Source organism: Pantoea sp. S61 (genome assembly GCF_016625145.1).
Lineage (GTDB): Bacteria > Pseudomonadota > Gammaproteobacteria > Enterobacterales > Enterobacteriaceae > Pantoea > Pantoea rwandensis_B.
The window spans coordinates 38,341-64,786 of sequence record NZ_JACVUO010000017.1 but is presented as its reverse complement, the minus strand read 5'-3'; the positions used below and the strand labels follow the sequence as shown (position 1 = coordinate 64,786).

General features: G+C 50.5%; 27 protein-coding genes. 17 read left to right on the top strand and 10 right to left on the bottom strand.

Annotated elements, in window-relative coordinates:
- Positions 1-70: 70 nt before the first annotated feature.
- A complete protein-coding gene (locus IAE30_RS23920) occupies positions 71-1,060 on the bottom strand; it encodes a glycosyltransferase (RefSeq protein ID WP_071845579.1) in 990 nt (329 codons plus the stop codon).
- A 177-nt stretch (positions 1,061-1,237) separates the two neighbouring features.
- Here IAE30_RS23920 and IAE30_RS23915 point away from each other — a divergent pair, with 177 nt between their 5' ends.
- Positions 1,238-2,269: a glycosyltransferase family 9 protein gene (locus tag IAE30_RS23915; RefSeq protein WP_038644052.1), complete on the top strand. Its 1,032-nt coding sequence runs from the start codon at positions 1,238-1,240 to the stop codon at positions 2,267-2,269.
- Here the strand turns inward: IAE30_RS23915 and IAE30_RS23910 are convergent.
- Positions 2,244-3,215: a deacetylase gene (locus IAE30_RS23910; protein ID WP_038644053.1), complete on the bottom strand. Its 972-nt coding sequence runs from the start codon at positions 3,213-3,215 to the stop codon at positions 2,244-2,246. The genes IAE30_RS23915 and IAE30_RS23910 overlap by 26 nt on opposite strands.
- Before the next feature lie 186 nt (positions 3,216-3,401).
- Here IAE30_RS23910 and IAE30_RS23905 point away from each other — a divergent pair, with 186 nt between their 5' ends.
- Positions 3,402-4,484, top strand: a complete 1,083-nt coding sequence (locus tag IAE30_RS23905; protein ID WP_200681128.1) for a glycosyltransferase — start codon at positions 3,402-3,404, stop codon at positions 4,482-4,484.
- A gap of 35 nt (positions 4,485-4,519) precedes the next feature.
- Here IAE30_RS23905 and tdh read toward each other — a convergent pair whose 3' ends face one another.
- On the bottom strand, positions 4,520-5,548 hold the full coding sequence (gene tdh / locus IAE30_RS23900) for an L-threonine 3-dehydrogenase (protein ID WP_038644056.1): 1,029 nt from the start codon (positions 5,546-5,548) through the stop codon (positions 4,520-4,522).
- Complete coding sequence (locus IAE30_RS23895; protein ID WP_200681118.1) at positions 5,545-6,753, bottom strand: glycine C-acetyltransferase; 1,209 nt, start codon at positions 6,751-6,753, stop codon at positions 5,545-5,547. Before IAE30_RS23895 ends, tdh begins: the two co-directional genes overlap by 4 nt.
- Before the next feature lie 231 nt (positions 6,754-6,984).
- Between IAE30_RS23895 and rfaD the strand changes: the two genes are divergently transcribed.
- Genes rfaD through IAE30_RS23870 form a run of 5 tightly spaced genes read left to right on the top strand, consistent with a single transcriptional unit; the run spans position 6,985 to position 11,987 of the window.
- Positions 6,985-7,917, top strand: coding sequence for an ADP-glyceromanno-heptose 6-epimerase (gene rfaD, locus IAE30_RS23890; RefSeq protein ID WP_038644059.1), 933 nt, complete (start codon positions 6,985-6,987; stop codon positions 7,915-7,917).
- Positions 7,918-7,934: 17 nt separating this feature from the next.
- Entirely contained in the window at positions 7,935-8,978 is a 1,044-nt protein-coding gene (gene rfaF, locus IAE30_RS23885; protein ID WP_200681117.1) for an ADP-heptose--LPS heptosyltransferase RfaF, read from the top strand.
- 2 nt (positions 8,979-8,980) lie between these two features.
- The gene (gene rfaC / locus IAE30_RS23880; protein ID WP_200539244.1) at positions 8,981-9,943 is read left to right on the top strand and encodes a lipopolysaccharide heptosyltransferase RfaC; all 963 of its coding nucleotides are present in this window, start codon (positions 8,981-8,983) and stop codon (positions 9,941-9,943) included.
- On the top strand, positions 9,944-10,852 hold the full coding sequence (locus IAE30_RS23875; protein ID WP_038644063.1) for a hypothetical protein: 909 nt from the start codon (positions 9,944-9,946) through the stop codon (positions 10,850-10,852).
- Entirely contained in the window at positions 10,830-11,987 is a 1,158-nt protein-coding gene (locus IAE30_RS23870; RefSeq protein WP_052059342.1) for an O-antigen ligase, read from the top strand. Before IAE30_RS23875 ends, IAE30_RS23870 begins: the two co-directional genes overlap by 23 nt.
- Before the next feature lie 43 nt (positions 11,988-12,030).
- On the opposite strand, the gene IAE30_RS23865 is transcribed toward IAE30_RS23870, so the two are convergent.
- The 3 genes from IAE30_RS23865 to envC form a co-directional block, all read right to left on the bottom strand.
- The gene (locus tag IAE30_RS23865; protein ID WP_038644064.1) at positions 12,031-13,110 is read right to left on the bottom strand and encodes a glycosyltransferase family 9 protein; all 1,080 of its coding nucleotides are present in this window, start codon (positions 13,108-13,110) and stop codon (positions 12,031-12,033) included.
- A gap of 129 nt (positions 13,111-13,239) precedes the next feature.
- Positions 13,240-14,139 (bottom strand): divergent polysaccharide deacetylase family protein, encoded by a 900-nt coding sequence (locus IAE30_RS23860; RefSeq protein ID WP_038649794.1) that lies wholly within the window; start codon positions 14,137-14,139, stop codon positions 13,240-13,242.
- 3 nt (positions 14,140-14,142) lie between these two features.
- Complete coding sequence (envC, locus tag IAE30_RS23855; protein ID WP_038644065.1) at positions 14,143-15,444, bottom strand: murein hydrolase activator EnvC; 1,302 nt, start codon at positions 15,442-15,444, stop codon at positions 14,143-14,145.
- 249 nt (positions 15,445-15,693) lie between these two features.
- On the opposite strand from envC, the gene IAE30_RS23850 reads away from it, so the two are divergent.
- The 5 genes from IAE30_RS23850 (at position 15,694) to cysE (ending at position 18,803) form a co-directional block, all read left to right on the top strand.
- Positions 15,694-16,125, top strand: coding sequence for a rhodanese-like domain-containing protein (locus IAE30_RS23850; protein ID WP_034823789.1), 432 nt, complete (start codon positions 15,694-15,696; stop codon positions 16,123-16,125).
- A gap of 17 nt (positions 16,126-16,142) precedes the next feature.
- Positions 16,143-16,397, top strand: coding sequence for a glutaredoxin 3 (gene grxC / locus IAE30_RS23845; RefSeq protein WP_007885328.1), 255 nt, complete (start codon positions 16,143-16,145; stop codon positions 16,395-16,397).
- Between the two features lie 39 nt (positions 16,398-16,436).
- Positions 16,437-16,901 carry a protein-export chaperone SecB gene (gene secB / locus IAE30_RS23840; protein WP_034823785.1) on the top strand — a complete coding sequence of 155 codons (465 nt, stop codon included), beginning with the start codon at positions 16,437-16,439 and terminating at the stop codon, positions 16,899-16,901.
- Positions 16,901-17,920: an NAD(P)H-dependent glycerol-3-phosphate dehydrogenase gene (gene gpsA, locus IAE30_RS23835; RefSeq protein WP_182056728.1), complete on the top strand. Its 1,020-nt coding sequence runs from the start codon at positions 16,901-16,903 to the stop codon at positions 17,918-17,920. Before secB ends, gpsA begins: the two co-directional genes overlap by 1 nt.
- A gap of 67 nt (positions 17,921-17,987) precedes the next feature.
- The gene (gene cysE, locus IAE30_RS23830; protein ID WP_034823780.1) at positions 17,988-18,803 is read left to right on the top strand and encodes a serine O-acetyltransferase; all 816 of its coding nucleotides are present in this window, start codon (positions 17,988-17,990) and stop codon (positions 18,801-18,803) included.
- Here cysE and trmL read toward each other — a convergent pair.
- From trmL to cpxR, 3 genes are read right to left on the bottom strand one after another with little or no spacing between them, the layout of a single operon-like run.
- The gene (trmL, locus tag IAE30_RS23825; protein ID WP_200681116.1) at positions 18,800-19,273 is read right to left on the bottom strand and encodes a tRNA (uridine(34)/cytosine(34)/5-carboxymethylaminomethyluridine(34)-2'-O)-methyltransferase TrmL; all 474 of its coding nucleotides are present in this window, start codon (positions 19,271-19,273) and stop codon (positions 18,800-18,802) included. The genes cysE and trmL overlap by 4 nt on opposite strands.
- Before the next feature lie 35 nt (positions 19,274-19,308).
- Positions 19,309-20,685 carry an envelope stress sensor histidine kinase CpxA gene (cpxA, locus tag IAE30_RS23820; RefSeq protein WP_034823776.1) on the bottom strand — a complete coding sequence of 459 codons (1,377 nt, stop codon included), beginning with the start codon at positions 20,683-20,685 and terminating at the stop codon, positions 19,309-19,311.
- Positions 20,682-21,380, bottom strand: a complete 699-nt coding sequence (gene cpxR / locus IAE30_RS23815) for an envelope stress response regulator transcription factor CpxR (protein WP_007885339.1) — start codon at positions 21,378-21,380, stop codon at positions 20,682-20,684. Before cpxR ends, cpxA begins: the two co-directional genes overlap by 4 nt.
- A gap of 150 nt (positions 21,381-21,530) precedes the next feature.
- Between cpxR and cpxP the strand changes: the two genes are divergently transcribed.
- The 5 genes from cpxP (at position 21,531) to IAE30_RS23790 (ending at position 26,343) form a co-directional block, all read left to right on the top strand.
- Positions 21,531-22,043, top strand: a complete 513-nt coding sequence (cpxP, locus tag IAE30_RS23810; RefSeq protein ID WP_038644071.1) for a cell-envelope stress modulator CpxP — start codon at positions 21,531-21,533, stop codon at positions 22,041-22,043.
- Positions 22,044-22,244: 201 nt separating this feature from the next.
- A complete protein-coding gene (gene fieF / locus IAE30_RS23805; RefSeq protein WP_038644073.1) occupies positions 22,245-23,147 on the top strand; it encodes a CDF family cation-efflux transporter FieF in 903 nt (300 codons plus the stop codon).
- 207 nt (positions 23,148-23,354) lie between these two features.
- Positions 23,355-24,317, top strand: coding sequence for a 6-phosphofructokinase (pfkA, locus tag IAE30_RS23800; RefSeq protein ID WP_034823768.1), 963 nt, complete (start codon positions 23,355-23,357; stop codon positions 24,315-24,317).
- Positions 24,318-24,464: 147 nt separating this feature from the next.
- Positions 24,465-25,454 carry a sulfate ABC transporter substrate-binding protein gene (locus tag IAE30_RS23795; RefSeq protein ID WP_034823765.1) on the top strand — a complete coding sequence of 330 codons (990 nt, stop codon included), beginning with the start codon at positions 24,465-24,467 and terminating at the stop codon, positions 25,452-25,454.
- 130 nt (positions 25,455-25,584) lie between these two features.
- Positions 25,585-26,343: a CDP-diacylglycerol diphosphatase gene (locus IAE30_RS23790; RefSeq protein ID WP_038644075.1), complete on the top strand. Its 759-nt coding sequence runs from the start codon at positions 25,585-25,587 to the stop codon at positions 26,341-26,343.
- Positions 26,344-26,446: the final 103 nt, after the last annotated feature.

Here is a 26,446-nt window from a genome sequence, read left to right as displayed (position 1 = left end):
CAAATGATCTCAAATTTCAGTGAGCTGATTGTAGGGCAAACCCCTATAGGGCGAAAGCCAGCCGCGACGCTTATTTGTTACGCCAGCGATAAATGCGACTCAGCCATAACAGCAGTTGATACCACTGCCGCGCGCCGCGTGCATTACGCAGCATCCGTTTATGGGTTTGCGTGGCAAACAGATCCGCAATCATCGCCTGCCGTGCGCTCTCTTCCGGTTCACGGCGAATGGAATGGCAGACGCTGAGCGCTTCACGCGTAATTTGATAATGGAATGCGGGATAGATTTTAACTTTATCGCGATAGCGTGCATTGATCTCTTCCAGCATCTGCGCGATTTTCAGGTAATGGCGTTGATACTCGACATTTCGTTGACCGGTGCGTTTGCGGTTGCTGATGGAGGCATCGTGCAGGTAGTAGCGGTAGAGCATTTGATCGGTGTAGCGCACGCGTTTGGCGTTGAACATGAACTCTGTGGTCCAGGGAATATCCTGATGATGCAATCCCGGTTCGAAAGTGAGATTGTTTTGTTCAATCAGTTCACGGCGATAAATACCTAGCCATACAACATGCATATATCGATGGGTTTTCAAGGCTTTGTTGAGCCATTCTGGTCCACTTAACACCGCTGTGCTGGTTAAGCGATCCAGTGGGATGAGCGGTTTGGTTGTTTGGCTGGCTTTGAAAAACCACTCTGCATTACATTGTGCGGCGTCTAAATCATCCCGTTCTGCCATCTCCACCAGCGTTTGATACATCGCCGGGTTCATGGTGTCATCGGCATCCGGGAAAGTAACGTATTTCCCGCGCGCCATTGCGAGCCCGGCATTGCGCGCACGCGACACGCCGCCATTGGCTTGGTGAATGACCCGTACCTGAGGATACTGGCGCGCATAAGCCTCAGCCCGTTCGCCGGAACCATCAGTGGAGCCATCATCGACAATGATGATTTCGAGATTTATCAGCGATTGCATCAGTAGAGACTGCATAAACGTCTCGAACATCGCGCCAGCGTTGAACATGGGTGTAATGATGGAAAGTGCGGGATTATCAAGCGACATTGTTATTTATGGTTTTATGAATTATTTACGATTTTCTAACGTTAATTATTGCTAAGAAATTCAGAACTTTTTGGACATTAATGGTCAAAAGTAGTTAGCTCGCTAGCATTTTTGCGCTTTTAGGAACGGTTCTGGCCGGAATGTTTGGCATCAATCCTTTTTACCCTGGGCATCAGTATGAAAAACATCCTTGTTATCCGACGCGATAACATTGGCGATATGGTGTGTACCACTCCACTGCTGGAAGGTTTGAAACGCACTTTTCCTGACGCAAAAATCACCCTACTGGTTAATAAGATTGCTCAGGATGTGGTGAGCCATAATCCTCACGTTGACCGTCTGTATGTCTACAAAAAAGCCAAACATCGCGGTAAGAACGAAACCACACTCGGTGTTTACTGGCAGCGCGTAAAAATCATGCTGGCACTGCGTAAAACGCGCTTTGATGCCACGATTTTGGCTAATCCGGTGCCGTGCAAATACAGCTTACGCCTGGCGAATATGGCCGGCGCGCACAATATTATTGGCGCTGCTTTGCCCGACGTTCAGCTGGATCATCCGTTCCGTAAAAGCGATTTTCAGGGCAGCCATCAGGTCGAACATACCTTTTCTTACCTCTCGGCATTGACTGATAGCTTGCCTGCCGTGCCATCTGTGAATCTTTATCTCGCAGATGCAGAACGTGAAGCCGCGAAAGCGCGGGTTGCACAAAGCTTCGCCTCACCGGGCAGGGTATATGGTGTGCACATCAGCAGCCGCAGCCCTAAGCGTCGCTGGCCGATAGCCAGTTATGCGGCTTTTATCAATAAGCTGCTGGAAGATGAGCAGGCGCGCGTGCTGGTGTTTTGGTCGCCTCAAGGCACGTTGGATGTCCATGACAAAGGCGATGCGGCACGTGCTGATGAGTTGATGCAGTTGGTCAATTCACCGCGCGTAGCGCGCTATCCCACCGCATCGGTGCGGGAAGTCATCGCAGGCTTTGATTGCTGCGAGCAAATTTTGTGTAGCGATGGGGGGCAGATGCATCTTGCCGCCGGGCTGCATAAAAAGCAGGTTGTGTTCTTTGGCGATACCAATGCGACGTTGTGGCATCCATGGTCGGGTGAGTACCAGATTATGCAGACCGATTCCGGTGAATGCACTGATATCGCACTGGAAACGGTCTGGCAGGCGTGGCAAAAACTTAACGTGCAGGCTGCTGTAGCCTAAAACTGTCGTGGTATTCAGACAGGGTCTGACCAACAAAACGGGGCGCTAACCAACTAAAGAGCGCCTCTAAATCCGCATAAAGTTGTTCGATATCGCGTTCGTTTTTAAACGTTGGGCTGCCGTCTGGCATGAACTCAGAACTGTGCAGCATAAATTCCGTGTAATTATTGCCTTCTGCCAGCGACATTTCGACCACACGTTGCATATCCGCAAGATTACCGCCGGACGGGCGCAGCCAATGTACGGCGGGGCTTTTTTGCTTGCCGCGAAGTCGATACAGACTTTGTTTGAAGGTATTCATCAAAGGCGAGTATTTGTATTGAATACTCATAGGGATTTCGAGCAGTGAAGAGTTGCCGCTGCGTGAGATATCCTGCGGATCGATGAAATAAGGTTTGAACGGAAAATCTGTATAGTTAGTGCCGCCTTTACCCTGTGGCGCGCCGCGTGTGTAGGACCAGTTCACGCGCGGGGTAACGGAACAATCCACCTGATAGCCTAATTCGGTGAGAATGGCGGCATAGCGTTCATCAAATGCCCAGCGCCCTGCACGATGGCTCAGCATTTTGGTCTGGAACTTTTCTTCCAACAGATCAGTCATATAAACGACTTTATCGCGCAGCACGGTATCCGGGTATTCGACCAGGAAAGGCTGCCAACGCCAGTCATCATCGGTGAGTGGAGCTTCTGGCGGACTGTTCCATGCATGCAGATGCATGCCAATCTCACCTTGTTTGCGCGCGATGACATCTTTACCGAATTCCACAAAAGCAGGATCCATCGCCATTTCATAGTTGGTCAGCCAGGTGGGTTTAAAACCATAACGCTCGCACAGGTCCTGAAAACGTGGCAGATAGCCGGTATTTTCGGTGGTGATTGAACGGTGATTGCGCCAAAGGTTGTCGCCTTCAGTGTCAATGGTAATAAGGAACGCGTGCCGGGTCATGTTCGCCGCCTGAAGCCAATAAAATCGCAATGTTACGCTGAGCCATTCAGTGACGCAAAACTATTTGCCCGGGCAGGAAACAGGCGAAAAGCACGAAGGATCTGCGCTACTATCCTGGCCAGGACTGCAGGCAATCACATGTTATTTCATTCAGACAGGTAGAATATTTTGTCAAAACGCATACTCATGGTGATAGATGGATTGCCGGGCGGCGGCGCTGAAAAAGTGGTTCTGACGCTGGTCACCGGTATGCTGGCACAGGGGCACCGTGTATCACTGTTTTCCCTGCGAAAAGTGTGCGAATACCCCTTGCCGCAGGGAGTGGATTATCAGGTCATTCTGGACACCAATCGTCGACCCTGGCGCAAACTCACCGAGCTGAGTCGTCGGGCCCGTTTGCTGGACGCAGCAATACAACAGGCGGAGAAAACGGCAGGTGAATTTGATCTTGTGGTGTCTCATCTGCACAAAACCGACCGTATTGTGCGTCGAAGTCGCGCGCTGGATGCGAAGAAAACCTGGTTCTGCCTGCATGGCGTGTTTTCAGCCTCCTATCTTGGGCATCGCACCGGATTATCACGCTGGTTAAAGGCGCGTAAAATCCAGCAGGTTTATCAGGGGCGTAACGTGGTGGGCGTTTCACCCGCCGTGCTGGAGGATTTGAAAGAGGCCTTTGCTGTGAAGCTCACAGGCGAAGCGGTGATTGGCAATCCGTTCGATATTGCACTGATTCGGCAGTTGGCAGCAGAGCCCGCTGAAGTGCCTGAGTCCGGTTTTCTGGTGCATGTCGGGCGCTTCCACGAAACTAAACGGCATGATCGCCTGTTAAAGGCTTACGCATTAAGCAATATTCAGTTGCCGTTGGTGTTATTGGGGCAGGGATCGGCACAGCGTAAAGCCGCTTTAGAAGCCCAGGCACAAGCGCTAGGGATTGCCGATCGTGTTATTTTCCAGGGCTTTACACAAAACCCTTATGCATGGATCAGCCGGGCGACAATGCTGATCGTCAGTTCGGATAGCGAGGGTTTTGGTAATGTGCTGATCGAAGCCGTATTGTGTGGCACGCCTGTCGTCAGTACGCGTTGTCCGGGTGGCCCGATGTGGCTGTTGCAAGGTGATTTAGCGCGCGGCCTGGCGGATCTCAATCCTGAATCGCTGGCAGCAGCAATGTGTGACATTTATCAGCGCCCGCCGTTGTTAGCAGCGGATGCCTTTGCCGAATTTGATACGGAGGCAATCTGTCAGCAATATCTGGCGCTGATTAAGTGAATCCATGGGAGGCCCAAAAGCCTCCCTGTGAATCCTTAATCCCAGCTCAATACCACTTTTCCTGAACGCCCGGATCGCATCTCGTCAAATCCCTGCTGGAATTCATCGATGTGGTAGCGATGTGTGATGATAGGCGTTAAATCGAGGCCGGATTGAATCAACGCTGCCATTTTGTACCAGGTTTCAAACATCTCGCGGCCATAGATGCCTTTGATGAACAGTCCTTTGAAGATCACCAGATTCCAATCGATCGCCATCTCGCCCGGCGGAATGCCCAGTAGAGCGATTCGCCCACCATGGTTCATCACCTCCAGCAGGGTGCGGAACGCGGGAGGCGCGCCAGACATCTCCAGCCCGACATCGAAACCTTCGGTCATACCCAGCTCAGCCATCACATCGCGCAGATTTTCCTGCGCCACATTGACGGCGCGTGTCACACCCATCTGGCGTGCCAGACCGAGGCGATATTCATTGATATCGGTGATGACCACATTGCGTGCGCCTACATGTTTGCACACCGCTGCAGCCATAATACCAATGGGGCCAGCGCCAGAGATCAGCACATCCTCGCCGACCAGATCAAACGAGAGCGCGGTATGCACGGCGTTGCCAAAGGGATCGAAAATCGCTGCCAGCTCGTCAGAGATATTGTCGGGAATCTTGAAAGCGTTAAATGCAGGGATGACCAGATACTCAGCAAAACAGCCCTGACGATTGACGCCGACACCCACGGTATTGCGGCACAAGTGAGTGCGACCGGCGCGGCAATTTCGGCAGTGACCGCAGGTGATATGACCTTCGCCGGACACACGATCGCCAAGGGCAAAGCCTCTTACCTCTTCGCCCATACCGACGACTTCGCCGACATATTCATGGCCAGTGATCATTGGAACGGGAATAGTTTTACGCGACCAATCATCCCAGTTGTATATGTGAACATCGGTGCCGCAAATTGCGGTTTTACGAATTTTAATCAGCAGGTCGTTGTGACCAGGTTCCGGAATCGGTGCATCCTTCACCATCCAGATACCTTCTTCGGCTTTGAGTTTGGCCAATGCTTTCATCGTTCTGCTCCTGCGATCACGCCCAACTGTCGGCCAATGCGAGTGAAGGCGGCAACGGCATGTTCCAGTTGTGCCTGCGTATGACCTGCAGATATCTGAGTGCGGATGCGTGCCTGACCTTGCGGCACCACCGGATAAAAGAAGCCTGTGACGTAGATGCCCTCTTTTTGCAGCAGGCTGGCAAACTGCTGAGCCACTTTTGCATCGCCAAGCATCACCGGAATGATGGCGTGGTCAGCACCCGCCAGCGTAAAGCCGGCTGCGGTCATCTTCTCGCGGAAGAATCGGGCGTTATCCCAAAGGCGCTGGCGTAACCCATCGCCTTCACTGAGCAGGTCTAACACCCGCAGCGAGGCGGCGACGATGGTAGGTGCCAGGGAGTTGGAAAATAGGTAAGGGCGTGAACGCTGGCGTAGCCATTCAACCACCTCTTTTTTCGCAGCCACATAGCCACCGGAAGCACCACCTAGCGCTTTGCCTAATGTGCCAGTCAGGATATCTACGCGATCCATTACGCCGCAGTATTCATGGGTGCCACGCCCAGTTGCACCGACAAAACCGACCGCATGGGAATCATCAATCATCACCAATGCGTCAAATTCGTCGGCCAAATCGCAAATGCCTTGCAGATTGGCAATCACGCCATCCATCGAGAACACACCGTCTGTGGCGATCAGAATATGGCGTGCACCTTTATCACGCGCTTCCTCTAACCGAGCACGTAACTCAGACATATCGTTGTTGGCATAGCGATAGCGCTGGGCTTTACACAGGCGTACGCCATCGATAATTGAGGCATGATTGAGTGCATCAGAGATGATGGCATCTTCCGCACTGAGCAGTGTTTCAAACAGACCGCCATTGGCATCGAAGCAAGAGGAAAATAGGATGGCATCTTCCATGCCGAGAAAGGCCGCCAGCTTTTGTTCCAACTGCTGATGGATATCTTGTGTGCCGCAGATAAAGCGCACGGATGCCATGCCGAAGCCGTGGGAATCCATGCCTTCTTTGGCGGCCTGAATAAGTGCGGGGTGATTCGCCAGACCGAGATAGTTGTTGGCGCAGAAGTTAATCACCGGAGGACTATTAGCGACATGGATCTCAGCCTGCTGCGCCGACGTGATGGTACGTTCTTGTTTGAACAATCCATCGCTACGTGTTGTCTCAAGCTGTTGACGGATTTGCGAATAAAACTGACTGGACATGATTCTGCTCCTCAGATAGCAAAATTTTGGCACATATTACTGATCAGGACGCATCGTGCCGACATTTCCGCCAGAGAAATCTTCGTTTTGCAGCATAGTTCACGCGATGGATGCAAATTGTGCAGCGGTTACGGAGTCATCTGGCTGCCTGCCGCGGGCTGAAATGTTATGATGTTAGGCATTCGTGCGTGAAACCTCCTGTTTCACCCCAACTGTTTAAAGGCAAAGCATATGATTATCGTAACCGGTGGCGCTGGCATGATTGGCAGCAACATTGTTAAAGCGCTGAACGATCGCGGTCTTACCGATATTCTGGTGGTGGATAATCTGAAAGATGGCACCAAATTCGTGAATCTCGCAGATCTGGATATCGCAGACTACATGGACAAAGAAGAGTTCCTCTCTTACATCATGTCCGGCGAAGATCTGGGTCCAATCGAAGCGGTATTCCATGAAGGTGCCTGCTCGGCGACCACAGAGTGGGATGGCAAGTACATGATGGATAACAACTATCAGTACTCGAAAGACTTGCTGCATTTCTGCCTGGAACGCGAAATTCCTTTCCTTTACGCCTCTTCAGCGGCCACTTACGGTGGCCGCAATGAAAACTTCATTGAAGAGCGCCAGTACGAGCAGCCGCTGAACGTCTATGGCTACTCGAAAATGCTCTTCGACCACTACGTGCGTCAGATTATGCCGGAAGCCGATTCTCCAGTGTGTGGGTTCCGCTATTTCAACGTTTACGGCCCACGCGAAGGTCACAAAGGCGGTATGGCGAGTGTGGCTTTCCACCTCAATACTCAGATCAGCAATGGTGAAAATCCAAAGCTGTTTGAAGGTAGCGACGATTTCCGCCGCGATTTCATCCATGTTGACGATGTTGTTGCGGTAAACCTGTGGTGCTGGGAAAACGGTGTATCTGGCATCTACAACTGTGGTACAGGCCGTGCGGAGTCCTTCCAGGAAGTCGCCGATGCAGTGCTGAAGTTCCATCAGCAAGGCCAGATCGAATACATCCCGTTCCCTGAGAAACTGAAAGGCCGCTATCAGGCATTCACTCAGGCGGACCTGACCAATCTGCGCGCAGCGGGTTATGACAAGCCATTCAAAACCGTTGCTCAGGGTGTGGGTGAATACATGACCTGGCTCAATCGTAAAGCATAAGGAAACCGGCACCAGCGATGAAAATTCTGGTCATTGGCCCTTCCTGGGTCGGCGATATGATGATGTCGCAAAGTCTCTATCGCACGCTCAAGGCTGAGCACCCGGATGCGGTCATTGATGTGATGGCACCGGCATGGTGTCGGCCACTGCTGTCACGGATGCCGGAAGTCAATCAAGCGCTGGCGATGCCACTGGGCCATGGTGCTTTGGCACTGGGTGAAAGGCGGCGTTTAGGGAAATCCCTTCAGGCCAGCGGTTATGACCGTGCTTATGTGCTGCCGAATTCGTTCAAATCAGCACTGGTGCCGTTCTTTGCAGGTATTAAGCGCCGTGTCGGCTGGCGCGGTGAGATGCGCTATGGCGTGTTGAACGATGTGCGTGTGCTGGATAAAGCCGCGTTTCCGCTGATGGTGGAGCGCTATGTTGCACTGGGCTACGACAAACCCATCGCCTCCGCTCAACAGTTGCCGCAGCCATTACTGTGGCCACAGTTGCGTGTCGATGAAGACGAGAAGCGCATGACGGCAGCGCAGTTTTCTTTGTCGGCCGATCGTCCTGCTATAGGGTTCTGCCCTGGTGCCGAATTTGGTCCAGCGAAACGCTGGCCGCACTATCATTACGCTGCGCTTGCTGAACAACTAATTGGCGAAGGGTACCAGGTGGTGTTGTTCGGTTCCGCGAAAGATCGCGAAACCGGTGACACTATCGTTCAAACGATATCGGAATCAGCGCGGGTACACTGCAAAAATCTGGCCGGCGATACGCAATTAGAACAAGCGGTAATCTTAATCGCACATTGTGCGGCTATCGTCAGTAATGATTCCGGGTTGATGCACATTGCCGCCGCACTGAACCGTCCTTTGGTCGCCTTGTATGGCCCAAGTAGCCCGGATTTCACACCACCGCTGTCTCATCAGGCGCGCGTAATTCGTTTAATCTCCGGCTATCACAAAGTACGCAAAGGTGATGCCGAAGAGGGTTATCACCAAAGTCTCATTGATATTCAGCCGGCTCGAGTTCATCAGGAACTCAGCACGCTGCTGCATTTGGTGCAGGAGTAGCCATGCACGTTTTGATTGTAAAAACCTCCTCAATGGGGGACGTGCTGCACACCTTACCGGCGCTCACTGATGCGATGCAGGCTATTCCCGGCATTCGTTTTGATTGGGTTGTCGAAGAGAATTTTGCACAGATCCCCAGTTGGCATCCGGCAGTGGATAAAGTGCTGCCGGTGGCGATTCGTCGCTGGCGTAAACATTGGTTTGGCAGTCAGCAGCGTGAAGAGCGCGTCTTATTCAAACGTGAGCTGCAATCGCGCCAGTATGATGTGGTGATTGATGCCCAGGGGTTGATCAAAAGCGCTGCGCTGGTGACGCGCCTGGCTAAAGGCGTTAAGCATGGACAAGACAGCCGCAGCGCGCGGGAACCCTTTGCCAGCTGGTGGTATGACAAACGCCATGAAATTAATAAACAGCAACACGCGGTTGAACGCACACGTGAGCTATTTGCGAAAAGCCTGGATTATGCGAAACCGGAGACCCAGGGTGATTATGCCATTGCGGGACATTTCCTTTCCACGCTGCCCAACGATGCGCATCAATACCTGGTGTTTCTGCACGCGACCACCCGCGATAACAAACATTGGCCAGAGGCGCACTGGCGCGAACTTATTGAACGGGTACAGCCGACGGGTCTGCGGGTGAAACTGCCGTGGGGTGCTGAACATGAGCATCAGCGTGCATTAAGAATGGCGGAAGGTTTTGACCACGTTGAGGTGCTACCAAAATTAGCGCTGGAACAAGTGGCACAGCAGTTGGCGGGGGCACGCGCTGTCGTTTCGGTCGACACGGGTTTGAGTCACTTGACCGCCGCGCTGGACCGCCCGAATATTACGCTGTTTGGTCCAACTGATCCGGGGCTGATTGGGGGGTATGGGAAGAATCAGCATGAGCTACGCGGTGCAGGTGGCACAATGCAGGCGATATCCGCCGTGAGCGTAATGGAAAAATTGCGGGAATTGCTTTGAATGGGATCAATATTTAAACAAATCTATCGTTATACCCATGAACGAGCTTATCGGCACAATGAAAATTTTTGGCCTCATATCAGAATTCAACGTGGAGCAGAAGACCATATTGAACGGCTAGTCTGGCGAAAAAATGAAATAAAAATTGAAGCATTAGATTCATTACGTAAAACCGTTACCAATGATATGACGATACTGGCAACGGGCCCGTCAGTGAATGATCTCGATTTTGAATTACTTTCAGAAACGACATTTATTGGTGTTAATGGCGCTTATCACCTACGAGATAAAGTCGTATTTTCATATTATGTTATTGTCGATCGCGGTTTTGTTGAGAACCGTTTTGATATTGTCGGAAAAGTACTGGACGACCCTGAGTTGACGCTCTTTACAACAGTTCATTGCCTCAATGATATGTTGAATTGCGTTGGAGTCGATAAGATAAAGTGTCGTTTGGCTATTATTGAAGATCTGAGTTATAAGATATTTCGAAAATCAGTAGTACCTGCTGAGTATGCTTTGAATTTCAATGATAATAAAGGATTGTCAGTCTATCCGACCGATCCATTATCAGGTTTTTCATGGGATATCCGACAAGGTATTTTTGATGCGGGAACAGTGGCCTATTGGGCGTTGCAAATAGCCGTATGGCTCAGCTCAAATCGTATACTGTTAGCAGGGGTTGATATGAATAATTTTTCATCCCCACGGTTTTATGAAAATGAAAATAATAAGCAGAAAAGCTTTTTAGGGGAAAACTTTAATCAAGTGATAAAGCCCGCATTCTTGAATGCCAGCAGCGAGCTTAATCATGCAGGGATAAAAGTTTACAATTTGTCTATGAATAGTGGACTGACAGAGGAAATTTTCGAGAAGGCGACGCCAGATGTCATTTTTAAAAAAAACTGAAAGTTTAGAAGTTATTGCATCTATTTCTTTTATGGCATTTTTATTTCTAATGACCATATTTACAGGTGTTGGAAAAGTAAATAATTTATTTCATCTGTCGATTACAGCGATGATGATATTTTTGTTTGTCCAGCGAAAAAAGCTTAGTCTTTCCGAGCCATATCCCTGGAAGTCAATAGGCGTTATTGCACTATTCCTCATTTATTACAGTATTACGAACTTATGGACAAGTGTTCCAGAGAATATAATTTCAACTCTGAAGCATACCGGTTATCTTCTTTTTTTCGTTTGTATGTTTGATTACTGTATTAAGCGTTATGGTTTGCTGAAGGTTTATGGTTGCATTTTTTCCGGATGTTTTATTGTCCTTGTTTTGACATTTATGTTGGTAGACAAGAACACGCTACTGACTAATAGACTTGAAAACGGTTTTTTTGCCGCACCAAAGAATGTCATTGATCTCGGCGGATATTTTGCTCTTGGTATTTTAAGCGCACTGATTATTGCTCGTGAGTCAGGCAGGCATTGGATTTACATACCTGCATCGTTGCTCTTTATTGGCTTGATATTGACGCAAAGTCGAGGTCCGTTATTGGCTTTAATAGTTTCTTTAGCTATTTTACTTGCTAAATATAAACATGTTCACCTTAAACATGTTTTGTATATCATGATTTCAATTGCTACTATTTTATTATTCTTCTACTTTACCGATTATGGCAGTGATTTTTATGCACGCATTGTTTCCTCTTATGCCCAGAGTTTTATCAGATTTGGAATCTGGAATCATGCCATTTCAGATGCAATGATTCATCCCTATTTCGGTTGGGGGTTTGATAAGCAGCTGATATTCGTAAACAGTATTGGTCAACATGTTATAACCACACACAGTATTTATATATCGGCTTTCTTAAAAGGCGGTGTGGTGGGTGTGCTATTTATGGCATCTCTCATCCTGGTTGGCTTGTATCATGCGTATAGAAAGTATCATCAAGGCATGGGGTTAGAAGCCTCAATTTATCTCTTCTCTTTGATGTTTTTTGTTACTCAGGGGATGTTTGTGATTGGTGGACCTGGAGAAACATGGGTATTATTCTGGTTGCCATTAGCGATAGTTTTGTCATCCCGTAAGGCCTAGATAAAAACCACTACCAGATCGCTTGCTATCTGGTAGTGTAATTTTAGACTGAAATATTTTTCATCATCACGTTATAAACCTGATCAACGCTTATTTTTCTTAATGGGTAATGCGGATCATCATTAGATTCAGGTTCAATTCTGATAGTCTGATGAATGTGCAAATCCTGATAAGGTCCTGTATGTCTGGGATTAGCACTGACATAAAGACTCACTGTCGGCGTTTCTGCCGTGATAGCAATATGTAGTGGTCCGGTGTCACCTGTGATCAACACATCAAGGTTTTTAATTATCTGTAAGAGTTCAGGTAGGCGAGTCTTACCAATATAAGAGTGAACCCTTGAATGGTATTTATTTTTTAATAAATCAAAGAATGATTTTTCAATATTTTTATCCTGGGCGGCACCAGTCAATACTATTTTTGCATCTTTGTGATTTTCTAAAATACGCTCTGCTAGTTCAGAAAAATGTTCAACTGGCCAGCAACGGTTTTTCCCGGACGCCCCCATTTGAAAGCCAATTACAGGTCGATAGTTTTCACGTGCTACAGAGTGAATTGCAATGGGAAATTGCATTCTGATGTCTGTTGTATTGCATCCAAGAATACTAATCAGGTCGAGTTTGCGCTGAATAATATGAACATCTGTTGCCGATGAATAATGATCTATCCAGTGATTAAAGACAGTGTTGTCACTTCTGAAATTATCTCTGATAATGTATTTTGAGCCAGACAGGCGTGCGCAGAGAATGTCATAGCCTAATGTCGAATGCAGTAGCACAGTCATATCAGGTTTGAATTTTCTCATTCTCCTGATTACGCGATGGGAATGAACTATTTTATTATCCCAAATGACTATTTCATCAAACCATTGACTTTTTTCAACGAGATCACGGTTTTTATCACTGGATACCAGCATGAGCCTGGCCTCTGGATAGCGATGCTTTATGGCTTTGATCGCAGGAGTATTAAAAAGTAGATCTCCTAATGCGGTCGTTGAGAAAATAACAATGCGCTTAAACTCATGATTTGAGCTTAGCGGTGTCTTGTTTTTGTCAATCTGGCTCAGTCTGGCATGTAAACTGAGTACGTTATTGATGACGTTTATTTTCCAAAGCTTTTTCATTATTCCAATTCACCCTAAGAACCTGGCAAATTTGACATCAGTCGCGGGAATTAATTTCGTAATGATAACGAAAAAAACGTTAGCCCCGAATGGGACTAACGCTAATTTTCAAAAACGTTGATGATTGGGTTAAAAAAGTAAACCTAACTGATTGATTAACTTACTACCTGCCACATTTTCAATCACTATTTCAACGGCTCGACTTTGCGGCACGGGTGTCAGTGGTTTACTGACCTTACACACGCCTGGAGCACGGAATTTCGGTCCCGGAGATTTATCGGTTGTCGGCGGTGTTTTACCCTGATGCACAGGCTCATTCAGCAACTGACTCGGGCGTACCAGCGTAATATCGGCTGGCAGTGATGGCAGCATCTGTTGCAGCACACGAACGGTGGTGGGATGCGGATGACCAATCGCAATGGCATAACCATCGCGCTGTGCCAGTTTTACGGCACGGGTAAACTGTTCACGGATCGCTGCTTCATTCTGGCTATCATCAAGGAATACCCGGCGTTTCAGCACTTTAACATGCGTACCTTGCGCTGCGGGAACGGACTGGCTATTACCAATCGTCATGCTATCGAGAAAGTAGTAATTGTACTGATTTAGCACTTGCATCACTTTCTGCATGCCGGGCAGGCTAGAGGTCATTTTGCTGCCCATATGGTTATTCAAACCTACGGCGAAAGGCACTTTACCCGAGGCATCCCGCACAATGCGTGCGATCTCTTCACTGCTCATCTCTGGGGTTAAGGTATCTTTTTCCAACGGTTGTTTACTGAGTGGTGCCATTGGCAAGTGAATCAACACCTCATGACCGCCCTGATGTGCTTTTGTCGCCATCTCACGAGCATGAGGTGCATTCGGCAGTACAGCGACCGAAATCGCAGCAGGCATTTGCAGCACTTTATTCTCTTCAACCGGACGATAACCGAAGTCATCAATCACAATTGAGAGTTTACCTGCCTGAGCCGATAGTGTGAAAAACAGTGCGCAGAACGCAATTGAGAGCTTTTGAGGCTGAAACAACACTTATCTTCCTAACCACGGTAGTGGATTGACGGCCTGTCCCTGACGTCGGATTTCAAAGTAGAGCGAAGGCGTCCCGCGGCCGCCACTGGTACCCACAAGGGCGATAGGCTGTCCTGCCTTCACCTGAGTACCCACGCTCACCAGCGCACTTTGGTTGTAGCCATAAAGACTCATATCGCCTTTACCATGTTCCAATACCACAACCAGACCGTAGCCTTGCAGCCAGTCGGCCATCAGTACGCGTCCATCGGCGATGGCTTTCACTTCGGTGCCTTCTGGTGCATCAATCACCAGACCTTTCCAGCGCAGCTCACCCTGCATGGATTCACCGAAGCGGTGTTCAATACGTCCCTTCACCGGCCACACCGCCTGCCCACCAGGCTTACCGAGGCCACCGGTGCGTGCCATCAACTCACGTTCGCTTTGTGTGGGTTGATAGCTTGATCCCTTGGCTTTTGCCTGCGCCTGACGCTGGCGTACTTTTTCTGCCTCGCGTGCTTCACGTTCGGCACGCTCACGCGCTTCGCGTTCGGCTTTGGCAATTTTATCCTGCAGACGGCTTTCGTTTTCTCGCATCTCAACCAAATCCGCCTGATCTTTTTCCAGCGAGCTTTCCAGTACCGTCAGGGTTTTCTTGCGTGCCGCACTGGCGGTTTCCAGTTTGGCCTGCTGCGACTGCTGTTGGGCTAACAGGGATTTTTGTTGTTCCTGCTTACCTTGCAATGCCTGCCGCTGCTCGGCCAACTGTTGCTGAGTTTGTTTGAGATCGTCGATGTTTTTCTGGCGTGCAGCATTAAGGTAGCCGAAATAGGCAAGAATGCGTTCACTGCGCTGTGCTTCTTCACCGCCCAGCAGCAGCTGTAACCCATTATGCTGGCCTTGTCGGAAAGCCGCATCCAATTGCTGAGCCAGCAGTTTTTCCTGCTGAGCCTGCTGTTTTTCCAGACGAGAAATGGAGGTGGTAATTTGCGTGATTTCACCGTCAAGCGCGGTCAAACTATTGCGCGTTTCCCGAAGCTGCCGGCTGGCTTGCGCAATCACTTTTTCCTGACTTTGCAGTTGATCGAGAAGTTTGCTGCGCTGTAATTTCTGCGCTTTAACGCTTTTCTCTTTGTCAGCAATATCCTGCTGAATGGACTTGAGCTGAGTTTTACTGTCATCCGCACTGTGGGCGTAAACGGGCAATAACAGTGCGCCCGCGCAGAGCAAGCTCAGGGAGATTTCGGACCAGCGAAATAACAACGGATGCGCTGGGCCGTTGTGACAGGTCCTTGTGTGTGTAACGGTCGCTTTTCCCTTCATAGTCGATAATTATTCCACGATGAACAGCCGCTTACCAGTTATCCCGGGCGGGTTTTGCTTTACGAAAGATGTCGGTGCCGAGCTTAGCGGCATAAACCTTGACTCAATTTTGCGATTAGAACACTTTTTTTGGAAAATGACGCACAAATCGTAACTCTGCCCGCTTCGCGACTGTACATGCTAAGTGGCGCAGGTATACTCAGAACCCTTGTTTTAGCTTATTAGCCCGGTCTGGAGTCGTTACCCCTCATGCAAGAAATTATGCAGTTTGCAAGCAATCACACCATCCTTAGTCTGGCATGGGTTGTTTTACTCGTTCTGGTGATTGTGACCACCGTTAAAGGAATGTTCTCTAAGGTAAAAACCATCAGCCGTGGTGAAGCAACCCACCTGATCAACAAAGAGGATGCGGTGGTTGTAGACGTGCGTTCGCGCGATGATTATCGCAAAGGGCACATTTCAGGTGCGGTGAATATTGCAGCGGCTGACATCAAAAAAGGGAGCTTTGCCGAACTGGAAAAGCACAAGTCCCAGCCCATAATTGTGGTATGTGCCACTGGTCAGAGCGCAGGTGAGTCAGCCGCTAAATTGAGCGCTGAAGGTTTTGAAAAAGTCTCCGTGCTGAAAGATGGCGTGAGCGGCTGGAGTGGTGAGAATCTGCCGCTGGTACGCGGTAAATAATTCCCAGAGGTAACCGCATGGCTAATGTTGAGATTTACACCAAAGTCACATGCCCTTATTGCCACCGGGCAAAAGCATTGTTGGATCAGAAAGGTGTTTCGTTCCAGGAGATTCCTATTGATGGGAACGCGGCGAAACGTGAAGAGATGATTCAGCGAAGCGGGCGTACTACAGTTCCCCAGATTTTTATTGATGCGCAGCACATTGGTGGCTGTGACGATCTTTACGCGCTGGATGGGCGTCAGGGACTGGATCCCTTACTCCAGGCATAATTTTTCGGTCAGACAATTTAACTCACAGGATTTAGTAACATGTCAGAACATAGCACAAACGAAATGCAGTTCCAGATTCAACGTGTTTATACCAAAGATGTTTCTTACGAAGCGCCAAACGCGCCTCAGGTTTTCCAGAAAGAGTGGGAACCGGAAGTGAAACTGGATCTGGACACCGCTTCATCTCAGCTGGCTGATGAAGTCTATGAAGTTGTTCTGCGCGTTACCGTGACAGCAACCGTTGGTGAAGACACCGCATTCCTGTGCGAAGTTCAGCAGGCGGGTATCTTCACCATCGGCGGTATCGAAGGCACTCAGATGGCACATTGCCTCGGTGCATACTGCCCGAACATTCTGTTCCCGTATGCACGTGAATGCATCACCAGCCTCGTGTCTCGTGGTACTTTCCCTCAGCTCAATCTGGCGCCAGTTAACTTTGATGCCCTGTTCATGAACTATCTGCAGCAGCAAGGTGAAGGCGAAGCGCCACGTCAGGATGCCTGATGACTACCCTCAACGCTTCGATTAGCGTCATCGGTGCCGGCTCGTACGGCACCGCATTGGCCATTACGTTGGCTCGTAACGGCCATCCGGTTCTGCTTTGGGGCCACAATCCGCACAGTGTGGCACAGCTCCAGGCTGACCGATGTAATGCCGCTTTCCTGCCTGATGTACCTTTCCCTGACAATCTTGTTCCTGAAGCCGATTTGGCAACGGTGGTGAGTGCCAGTCGTGATCTGTTGGTGGTGGTACCCAGCCACGTGTTTGGTGATGTTCTCACCCAACTGAAGCCGCATCTGCGTGCAGATTCCCGAATTGTCTGGGCAACCAAAGGCCTCGAAAAAGAAACTGGCCGGCTTTTGCAGGATGTTGCGCGTGAAATCCTCGGCGATCAAATTCCGCTGGCCGTGGTTTCCGGCCCAACTTTCGCGAAAGAGCTTGCAGCGGGCCTGCCTACAGCGATAGCGCTGGCTGCCACTGACGCACAGTTCGCTGAAGATCTGCAGCAAAAACTGCATTGCGGTAAAAGCTTCCGCGTGTACAACAATCCAGACTTCATCGGCGTGCAATTGGGTGGCGCGGTGAAAAACGTGATTGCGATTGGTGCCGGTATTTCTGATGGCATCGGTTTTGGTGCCAACGCACGTACCGCGTTAATCACACGTGGATTAACTGAGATGAGCCGCCTCGGTGCTGCACTGGGTGCCGATCCCACTACCTTTATGGGCATGGCGGGGCTGGGCGATTTAGTACTGACCTGTACCGATAATCAATCCCGTAATCGTCGTTTTGGCATGATGCTGGGACAAGGCGAGAGCGTGGATGAGGCGCAGCGCATTATCGGACAAGTTGTAGAAGGGTATCGAAACACCAAAGAAGTCAAAGCATTGGCGGCGAGAATGGGTGTTGAAATGCCCATTACCGAGCAGATTTATCAGGTACTGTATTGCGAAAAATCGGCGCGAGAGGCAGCATTGAGTTTACTTGGCCGTGCAAGGAAGGACGAAAACAGCCAAAGCTGAAGCAGGATGCTCAGCTAAATCACCTGCAGCGCCTCTCAGGCGCTTTTTTTATCGGGAGCACAGAGCAATGTCGTCAGAAGAGTTAGAACTGGTCTGGAACAACATCAAAGCTGAAGCCAGAGCGCTGGCTGATTGTGAACCCATGCTGGCCAGCTTTTATCACGCGACTTTGCTCAAGCACGAAAATCTTGGCAGCGCACTAAGCTACATGCTGGCGAACAAACTCGCCAACCCGATCATGCCAGCTATTGCGGTACGTGAAATCGTTGAGGAAGCGTATCGCGAAGATCCAGAGATGATTGTCTCTGCAGCTTACGATATTCAAGCCGTGCGCCAGCGCGATCCTGCCGTTGATAAGTATTCAACGCCATTGCTGTATCTGAAAGGCTTCCATGCATTACAGGCTTATCGCATCGGCCACTGGCTCTGGAAAGAGGGCCGCCGCGCGTTAGCCGTCTATTTGCAGAACGAAATATCCGTCTCCTTTGCAGTGGATATTCACCCAGCAGCTCGTATTGGTCGCGGCATCATGCTCGATCATGCTACCGGTATCGTGATTGGTGAAACCGCCGTAGTAGAAAATGACGTGTCGATTTTGCAGTCGGTAACGCTTGGTGGTACCGGAAAAACCAGCGGCGATCGCCATCCGAAAATCCGTGAAGGTGTGATGATTGGCGCAGGTGCCAAGATTCTCGGTAACATAGAAGTGGGGCGCGGCGCGAAAATTGGCGCGGGTTCGGTGGTACTACAACCGGTGCCGCCGCATACCACGGCAGCCGGTGTACCTGCGCGTATCGTTGGCAAACCCACCAGCGATAAACCTTCGATGGATATGGACCAACTCTTCAACGGCGCGGGCTTTGAGTACGGCGACGGAATTTAGCTCTTGATCAGCGCGCCAGCATAATCAAGCTGGCGCCACGCTTCATAAACCACCACAGATACCGCATTCGACAGATTCATACTGCGACTTTCAGCCATCATCGGGATGCGGATCTTCTGCTCTGCTGGCAGCGCGTTCAGTATCTCTGCCGGCAAACCACGGCTCTCAGGACCAAACAACAAATAATCCCCTTTCCGATAGCTCACAGCGCTATGGGCAGGTGTACCTTTGGTGGTGAGTGCAAACAGGCGCTGTGGTGCTTCAGACTCGATAAACGCGGCGTAATTGGCGTGTTTTTTTAGCGAGGTGTATTCGTGGTAATCGAGCCCGGCACGGCGCAGACGCTTGTCATCCCAGGCAAAGCCCAGCGGCTCAATCAGATGCAACTGGAAGCCTGTATTGGCACACAAGCGGATAATATTGCCCGTATTTGGCGGGATTTCAGGTTCAAATAAAACGATGTTCAGCATAAGGCCCCCGGAAACGAGGGCCGAAGCATAGCAAATTATTGACGAGCGGAGTACAGCGGCAACCAGAGCGTAAGCCGCAGACCCCCTAATGGGCTGTCATCGGCTTTCACCCAACCGCGATGCTGTTGCACGGCCGTTTCTACAATCGCCAGTCCGAGACCGGTACCACCAGATTCACGGTCGCGTGCTTCATCCGTGCGATAGAAGGGGCGGAAAATCTGCTCGCGATCTTCAGCACTGACGCCTGGGCCATCGTCATCAACGTGAACGGTAATACCCTGAATATCCACCGAGAAACTCACGCTGATATGCGTGTGGGAATAACGCAGCGCATTACGCACGATGTTTTCCAGTGCGCTCTCCAGAGCATGCGGGTTGCCGTACAGTGGCCACGGACCTGGCGGATACGGTACATCCATGGTTTTACCCATCTGCTCGGCTTCGAATTTGGCATCTTCCAGTACACCGTTCCACAGCTGGTTCGCCTTCATCGCTTCACTGACTAAGGCATTTTTATGCTGGGTGCGTGAGAGCACCAGCAAGTCGTTAATCATGCCATCAAGCCGCTGGGCTTCCGTTTCGATACGTTGAAGTTCTTTACCTTCACCATTGCGACGGCGCAGTAGGGCGGTAGCCAATTGCAAACGTGTCAGTGGCGTGCGTAATTCATGACTGATATCGGATAACAAACGCTGCTGTGCGGTCATCATGCGTTCAAGTGCGCTCACCATTTGGTTGAAACTTGAACCTGCTGCCAGAAACTCCTGTGGACCAGATTCCAGTTCAGGATGCTGGCGTAAGTTTCCGCTCGCCACTTCATCGGCAGCATGTTTCAGTTTACGCGCAGGACGCGCCAGGCTCCACGCCAGCCATAACAGCAGCGGCGAGCTAATCAGCATGGTCACAATCAGCAGCAATAACGGACGGTCAAACAGTAGATTGACGAAGTCCAGTTGAGAGCTGGTGGCGGGGCGGATCAGGTAGAGCTGATAGTTATCTTCACCATCCTGCACGGCGAACGGGCCCACCATCTCCACACGACCATACTTTTTCTTCTGCGGATGATCGGCATTATCAGACTGGCCGATAAAGTTACGAATCACCTGCATTTCATTATGCTGCGCTCCGATCACCCGGCCTTCGCTGGTCACCAATAACAAGCGTTGGCCGGGTGGGGCCCATTTGTCGATGGCGCGAAAGAGCCTGCGCCACCACATCAGGTCGTTAGGGGGATCTTGCGATAACTCAGCTTCAACATGCTGTTCAATCATGGTGCCCTGTCGTTGCTCACTTTCCAGCAGTGCGGTCATCTGGCGTGAGTCGAGTTTGGGCACCATCAAAACCAGCATCAACACCAGCGCCAGGGTGAGCCAGAAAATGGCGAAGATGCGGGTGGTCAAACTTCCAATCATGATGCCGAAACCATCAGATAGCCGCGTCCGCGTAGCGTTTTAAACCACGGATGACCATCACGACGTTCCGGCAATTTACGACGCAGGTTTGAAATGTGCATATCAATCGCGCGGTCAAACGGCGTCAGGCGTTTACCCAGCACTTCCTGGCTGAGGTGCTCACGCGACACGACCTGACCTAAGTGCTGTGCCAGCAAATAGAGCAGCGTGAATTCCGTGCCCGTCAGATCCAGCGTTTCACTATCGAAGCTGGCTTCCTGGCGGCCAGGGTTGAGGCGCAGGCAATCCACTTCCAGCGTGGGTGAACTATTGTCATGCTGCTGTTGTTGTTCGCTCCAGTTTGAACGGCGCAAAATAGCCCGAATGCGCGCCACCAGTTCACGGTCATTAAACGGTTTTGGTAGATAGTCATCCGCGCCCAGCTCAAGGCCAAGAACACGATCCAACTCACTACCGCGAGCGGTCAGCATAATGACCGGAGTTTGGTGCTGTTGTCGTAATTCTTTCAACGTATCAATACCGTTCTTCTTCGGCATCATGACGTCGAGTAATAACAAGTCAACGGTGTTATCCAGCAGGTTAAGCGCCTGCTCGCCATCGCTGGCGACAATCACCTCAAAACCTTCCATCTCAAGCAGTTCTTTAAGCAGCGAAGTTAATTCGCGGTCGTCATCAACCAACAGGATTTTATTCATTTTTTGTTGCCCTCCGCAGGCAAAATACCGTGTTCCTTGACTTGCAATCCAACGCTTTACGTAGTTTTACACCCCCTGACGGATGTTTGCAGCTATCGCCGTACACTAGCTCTCGTTGAATCGCAAAACGGAACGAACTGGGAGTAAACGATGCGCTACTTAACCGCCGTCGTCATTGCCTCAGCGATGGTTCTCAGTCACGCCAGCGCAGAAGCAGCAGACACGACGACGATTGACGAGATGCATCATAACGGCGGATTGACGACAGGCAGTATGACGCAAAATCCGCAAAGCCACATGTTCGATGGCATTGAGCTGACTGAACAACAGCGGCAACAGATGCGAGACCTGATGCAGCAAGCACGACATGAGCGCCCGGTTATGAGCGTTCAGGATATTGAAACTATGCATGACCTTGTCATTGCAGACAAATTTAACGAATCGGCTATCCGACAGCAGGCAGAGAAACAAGCCCGCGCGCAGATAGAACTGCAAGTTGAGATGGCTCGGGTTCGCAACCAGATGTATCACCTGCTAACGCCTGCACAGCAAGCGACATTGCAGAAGAATTATGAGCGGCGACTTAACGATATGCGTCAGCTCTCAGGATTGCAGCCATCATCACCGCTGCATGCAGTGAGTAGTACCAGCAGTAACCAGTAACATAGTATCCCTGTTTTCCTTGCCATAGACACCATCCCTGTCTTCCCCCGCATGATGCGGGGGTTTTTTTTATCTGCACAATCCTGTGCTGCATCATCACCTTAATATTCAATTCACGCAGCTTACGCTTGCCGATGATAAACTTGAGCCATTATGTGACTAACGGCGTTGCGCTGAGCAGACGCTTCTACGAGGCATGGCATGGATCCCTCCTACGCGAAACTCGTCAACCGCGCGGCACTGGCGGCAACGACGCTGGCGACATTACTGTTGATCGTGAAGATTTTTGCCTGGTGGCTGACCGGCTCAGTCAGTATGTTGGCCGCCCTGGTCGATTCACTGGTGGATATCGCTGCATCGCTGACAAATTTACTGGTGGTGCGCTATTCACTCCAGCCTGCGGACGCTGATCACACCTTCGGCCACGGTAAAGCGGAGTCGCTTGCCGCGCTGGCACAAAGCATGTTTATTTCCGGCTCGGCACTGTTTTTATTTCTCACTGGTATTCAGCATCTGGCCTCACCCAATATATTACGGGCGCCGCTGGTCGGTATCGTCGTCACTGTGGTCGCCCTTTTTTCCACCCTATTACTGGTGACTTTCCAGCGCTGGGTGGTGCGTCGGACACGCAGCCAGGCGATACGTGCGGATATGCTGCACTATCAATCTGACGTAGTGATGAATGGCGCGATCCTGGTGGCTTTGGTGTTAAGCAGCTATGGTTTTGTCCGGGCAGATGCGCTCTTTGCGCTGGGGATTGGGGTGTACATCCTCTACAACGCTTTGCGCATGGGCTATGAAGCGGTGCAATCTTTGCTGGATCGCGCATTGCCGGAAGAAGAGAAGCAGGCGATTATCGATTTGGTTAGCGATTGGCCAGGTGTGCGCGGAGCCCATGCACTGCGTACGCGTCAATCCGGGCCCACCCGTTTTATTCAGCTTCATCTGGAAATGGATGACCACCTGCCGCTGGTGCAGGCACATCAGGTAGCGGATCAGATCGAGCAAGCACTGCGGCTTAAGTTTCCCGGTTCGGATGTTATCATTCATCAGGATCCCTGCTCGGTGGTGCCGGAAAATCAGCAAGGCTTTTTCCAGTTTTAGCGTCTAAATATCATGGCGTTGCGTTATAAAAATGACGTAACGCTAACAACTCTGTAAAAAAATAGCGAAAACTTGTCTGACCTGAATCAATTCAGCATCAAGCCTTTGATATACTATCTGCAACTATTAAGCCGCACGATCGTGAGCGGGTTTACACCGGTCGGCAGGCAGGAATAATCCTTAGTTTTGAACAATCCAGAGGTTGTCATGATCAAAAAAATCGGAGTACTGACCAGTGGCGGTGACGCCCCAGGCATGAACGCAGCCATCCGCGGAGTTGTCCGTTCCGCGCTGAGTGAAGGCCTTGAAGTTTTTGGTATCTACGACGGCTATCTGGGATTGTATGAAGACCGTATGATCAACCTCGACCGTTACAGCGTGTCCGACATGATCAACCGTGGCGGCACTTTCCTCGGTTCTGCGCGCTTCCCGGATTTCCGTAATGAGGAAGTTCGTCAGGTTGCCATTGAGAACATGAAGAAGCGCGGCATTGACGCGCTGGTGGTCATCGGCGGTGACGGTTCCTACATGGGTGCCAAACGTCTGACGGAAATGGGTTTCCCGTGCATTGGTCTGCCAGGCACCATCGATAATGACGTTGCCGGTACCGATTACACCATCGGTTACTTCACGGCGCTGGAAACCGTGGTTGAAGCGATTGACCGTCTGCGCGACACTTCCTCTTCGCATCAGCGCATCTCCATCGTGGAAGTGATGGGGCGTTACTGCGGCGATCTGACTCTGGCTGCTTCCATCGCCGGTGGTTGTGAATTCATCGTGCTGCCGGAAATTCCTTATACCCGTGAAGAGCTGGTCGAAGAGATCAAAGCGGGTATCGCCAAAGGTAAAAAACACGCCATTGTGGCCATTACCGAACACATCTGTGATATCGACGATTTGGCGCATTACATCGAAGCAGAAACCAAACGCGAAACACGTGCCACTGTGCTTGGGCATATTCAGCGTGGCGGTGCGCCATGTGCTTACGACCGTATCCTGGCGTCACGTATGGGTGCCTACTCCATCGAACTGCTGTTGCAGGGCTACGGTGGACGTTGTGTCGGCATTCAGAATGAGAAGATGGTGCATCACGACATCATTGACGCTATTGAAAACATGAAGCGCCCATTCAAGCGCGACTGGCTGGATACGGCGAAAAAACTCTACTAATCAAACTGAATCAGGGCGCGGCCTCCATCGTGCCCTCTTTTATTTCCACTTATATTCCCTCCAGTTATAACCACTTATTTTTAATTCTTTAATCATTGGATTGGTTTATGTCAGTCTTGTTCTATAACGACCTCGGGAGAGCAAGCAATGAACAAGTGGAGTATTGGTGTCACCCTGTTACTGGCTTCCACCAGTGTTTTGGCAAAGGATATCCAGCTGTTAAACGTTTCTTACGATCCAACGCGTGAGCTGTATGAGCAGTACAACAAAGCGTTTAGCGCACACTACAAGCAGGAAACGGGCGACAATGTGGTGATCCGTCAGTCTCATGGCGGTTCAGGGAAGCAGGCAACTTCTGTGATCAACGGCATTCGTGCTGATGTCGTGACTCTGGCGCTGCAGTCTGACGTGGATGCTATTGCTGACCGTGGTCGGATCGATAAAAACTGGATTAAGCGCCTGCCAGACAACTCCGCCCCTTATACTTCAACCATCGTGTTCCTGGTACGCAAAGGCAACCCGAAGGGCATCCATGACTGGAACGATTTAATTAAACCTGGCGTATCGGTGATCACGCCAAACCCGAAAACTTCAGGTGGCGCACGCTGGAACTATCTGGCCGCGTGGGGCTGGGCGCTGGATCAAAACAACGGTGACCAGGCCAAAGCACTGGCGTATGTGAAGGCGCTGTTCAAGAACGTAGAAGTGCAGGACTCCGGTGCACGTGGCGCAACCAACACCTTCGTAGAACGTGGCATAGGCGATGTGCTGATTGCCTGGGAAAACGAAGCGTATCTGGCGGTGAACAAGCTGGGTAAAGACAAGTTCGAAATCGTTACGCCAAGCGAATCGATTCTGGCAGAACCCACTGTTTCGGTGGTCGATAAGGTGGTGGATGAGCAGGGCACGCGTAAAGTGGCCGAAGATTACCTGAAGTATCTCTACTCACCAGAAGGCCAGACCATCGCAGCGGAAAACTTCTATCGTCCGCGCGATCCTGAAGTCGCGAAAAAGTTTGCCAGCACCTTTGCGCCGGTGAAACTGTTCACTATCGACAGCAAGTTCGGTGGCTGGACGCAAGCGCAGAAAGCGCACTTCGCTGATGGTGGCAGCTACGATCAGGTCATGAAACCGTAATCGTCATCGCATCAAACAGAAACGGTCAGCCTGATGCTGGCCGTTTTGCATTGTAGAGCAGTAAAAGTCCGTGACATTGCCCAGACGGCAGGCGAGGATGCTGGCAAGTGATGAACAGAGGAATTCGGCCATGCAGGGAAGTCGTCGCACCCTGAAGTTGCTAACCGTTTTACTGCTGGTGCTGATTGTCGGACTGATCGTCAGCGCCTTCCATTTCCAGAAAAACTCTAATGCCCTCTGGCAGATCATCAATGAGAAGTGCGTGCCCAATCTGGCGAAGAGTGGCAATCCCGCCCCTTGCCAGCAAGTGAATACGGCACAGGGTTATGTCACGTTGAAAGATCTCAACGGGCCTTTACAGTATTTGCTGATGCCGATTGAGAAAATCACTGGCATGGAAAGCCCGATCATTCTCGAACCCGCTACGCCAAATCTTTTTGCCGCTGCCTGGCTGCAGCGTAGCCTGCTGGCAAAGAAACGCGGTGCGCCGATTGCTGACAGCGCGCTGTCTCTGGCCATCAACGCGCAATATGGCCGTACGCAGAATCAACTGCACATCCACATCTCTTGTCTGCGACCTGATGTGCGCCAACGGCTTGATGCGTTAAGCCCGAAGCTCAACGAACAGTGGCAGTCAGCTACGCTGCGCAAACATCGCTATTTGATTCGTGCGCTGTCGACGGCTGAACTGGCCCAGCAAAGTGCCTTTATCCGTCTGGCGACTGAAGTGCCTAATGCGCGGAGCGAGATGGGAAAATATGGGATGGCGCTAACGGCATTGCCGGATGGGCGTTTAGCCCTGCTGGCGCTGGAACGTAACTGGTTAATGCTAAACAGCGGTTCTGCGGAGGAGTTGCAGGATCACCAATGCCAGATTTTGAACCATTAACCATGGCTTCCAATCTCAAGCTTCACGGAAACCGATTATCACGTTGGGTGGGTTTGAAATACTGTCTCATCACATACCCTTTAAATCTCTGGTAATAAAAAAG

Excerpts from the sequence above, each read along its gene's own strand:
- IAE30_RS23920 (WP_071845579.1), bottom strand. The coding sequence starts at position 1,060 with ATGTCGCTTGATAATCCCGCACTTTCCATCATTACACCCATGTTCAAC.
- IAE30_RS23915 (WP_038644052.1), top strand. The coding sequence starts at position 1,238 with ATGAAAAACATCCTTGTTATCCGACGCGATAACATTGGCGATATGGTG.
- IAE30_RS23910 (WP_038644053.1), bottom strand. The coding sequence starts at position 3,215 with ATGACCCGGCACGCGTTCCTTATTACCATTGACACTGAAGGCGACAAC.
- IAE30_RS23905 (WP_200681128.1), top strand. The coding sequence starts at position 3,402 with ATGGTGATAGATGGATTGCCGGGCGGCGGCGCTGAAAAAGTGGTTCTG.
- tdh (WP_038644056.1), bottom strand. The coding sequence starts at position 5,548 with ATGAAAGCATTGGCCAAACTCAAAGCCGAAGAAGGTATCTGGATGGTG.
- IAE30_RS23895 (WP_200681118.1), bottom strand. The coding sequence starts at position 6,753 with ATGTCCAGTCAGTTTTATTCGCAAATCCGTCAACAGCTTGAGACAACA.
- rfaD (WP_038644059.1), top strand. The coding sequence starts at position 6,985 with ATGATTATCGTAACCGGTGGCGCTGGCATGATTGGCAGCAACATTGTT.
- rfaF (WP_200681117.1), top strand. The coding sequence starts at position 7,935 with ATGAAAATTCTGGTCATTGGCCCTTCCTGGGTCGGCGATATGATGATG.
- rfaC (WP_200539244.1), top strand. The coding sequence starts at position 8,981 with ATGCACGTTTTGATTGTAAAAACCTCCTCAATGGGGGACGTGCTGCAC.
- IAE30_RS23875 (WP_038644063.1), top strand. The coding sequence starts at position 9,944 with ATGGGATCAATATTTAAACAAATCTATCGTTATACCCATGAACGAGCT.
- IAE30_RS23870 (WP_052059342.1), top strand. The coding sequence starts at position 10,830 with ATGTCATTTTTAAAAAAAACTGAAAGTTTAGAAGTTATTGCATCTATT.
- IAE30_RS23865 (WP_038644064.1), bottom strand. The coding sequence starts at position 13,110 with ATGAAAAAGCTTTGGAAAATAAACGTCATCAATAACGTACTCAGTTTA.
- envC (WP_038644065.1), bottom strand. The coding sequence starts at position 15,444 with ATGAAGGGAAAAGCGACCGTTACACACACAAGGACCTGTCACAACGGC.
- IAE30_RS23850 (WP_034823789.1), top strand. The coding sequence starts at position 15,694 with ATGCAAGAAATTATGCAGTTTGCAAGCAATCACACCATCCTTAGTCTG.
- grxC (WP_007885328.1), top strand. The coding sequence starts at position 16,143 with ATGGCTAATGTTGAGATTTACACCAAAGTCACATGCCCTTATTGCCAC.
- secB (WP_034823785.1), top strand. The coding sequence starts at position 16,437 with ATGTCAGAACATAGCACAAACGAAATGCAGTTCCAGATTCAACGTGTT.
- gpsA (WP_182056728.1), top strand. The coding sequence starts at position 16,901 with ATGACTACCCTCAACGCTTCGATTAGCGTCATCGGTGCCGGCTCGTAC.
- cysE (WP_034823780.1), top strand. The coding sequence starts at position 17,988 with ATGTCGTCAGAAGAGTTAGAACTGGTCTGGAACAACATCAAAGCTGAA.
- trmL (WP_200681116.1), bottom strand. The coding sequence starts at position 19,273 with ATGCTGAACATCGTTTTATTTGAACCTGAAATCCCGCCAAATACGGGC.
- cpxA (WP_034823776.1), bottom strand. The coding sequence starts at position 20,685 with ATGATTGGAAGTTTGACCACCCGCATCTTCGCCATTTTCTGGCTCACC.
- cpxR (WP_007885339.1), bottom strand. The coding sequence starts at position 21,380 with ATGAATAAAATCCTGTTGGTTGATGACGACCGCGAATTAACTTCGCTG.
- cpxP (WP_038644071.1), top strand. The coding sequence starts at position 21,531 with ATGCGCTACTTAACCGCCGTCGTCATTGCCTCAGCGATGGTTCTCAGT.
- fieF (WP_038644073.1), top strand. The coding sequence starts at position 22,245 with ATGGATCCCTCCTACGCGAAACTCGTCAACCGCGCGGCACTGGCGGCA.
- pfkA (WP_034823768.1), top strand. The coding sequence starts at position 23,355 with ATGATCAAAAAAATCGGAGTACTGACCAGTGGCGGTGACGCCCCAGGC.
- IAE30_RS23795 (WP_034823765.1), top strand. The coding sequence starts at position 24,465 with ATGAACAAGTGGAGTATTGGTGTCACCCTGTTACTGGCTTCCACCAGT.
- IAE30_RS23790 (WP_038644075.1), top strand. The coding sequence starts at position 25,585 with ATGCAGGGAAGTCGTCGCACCCTGAAGTTGCTAACCGTTTTACTGCTG.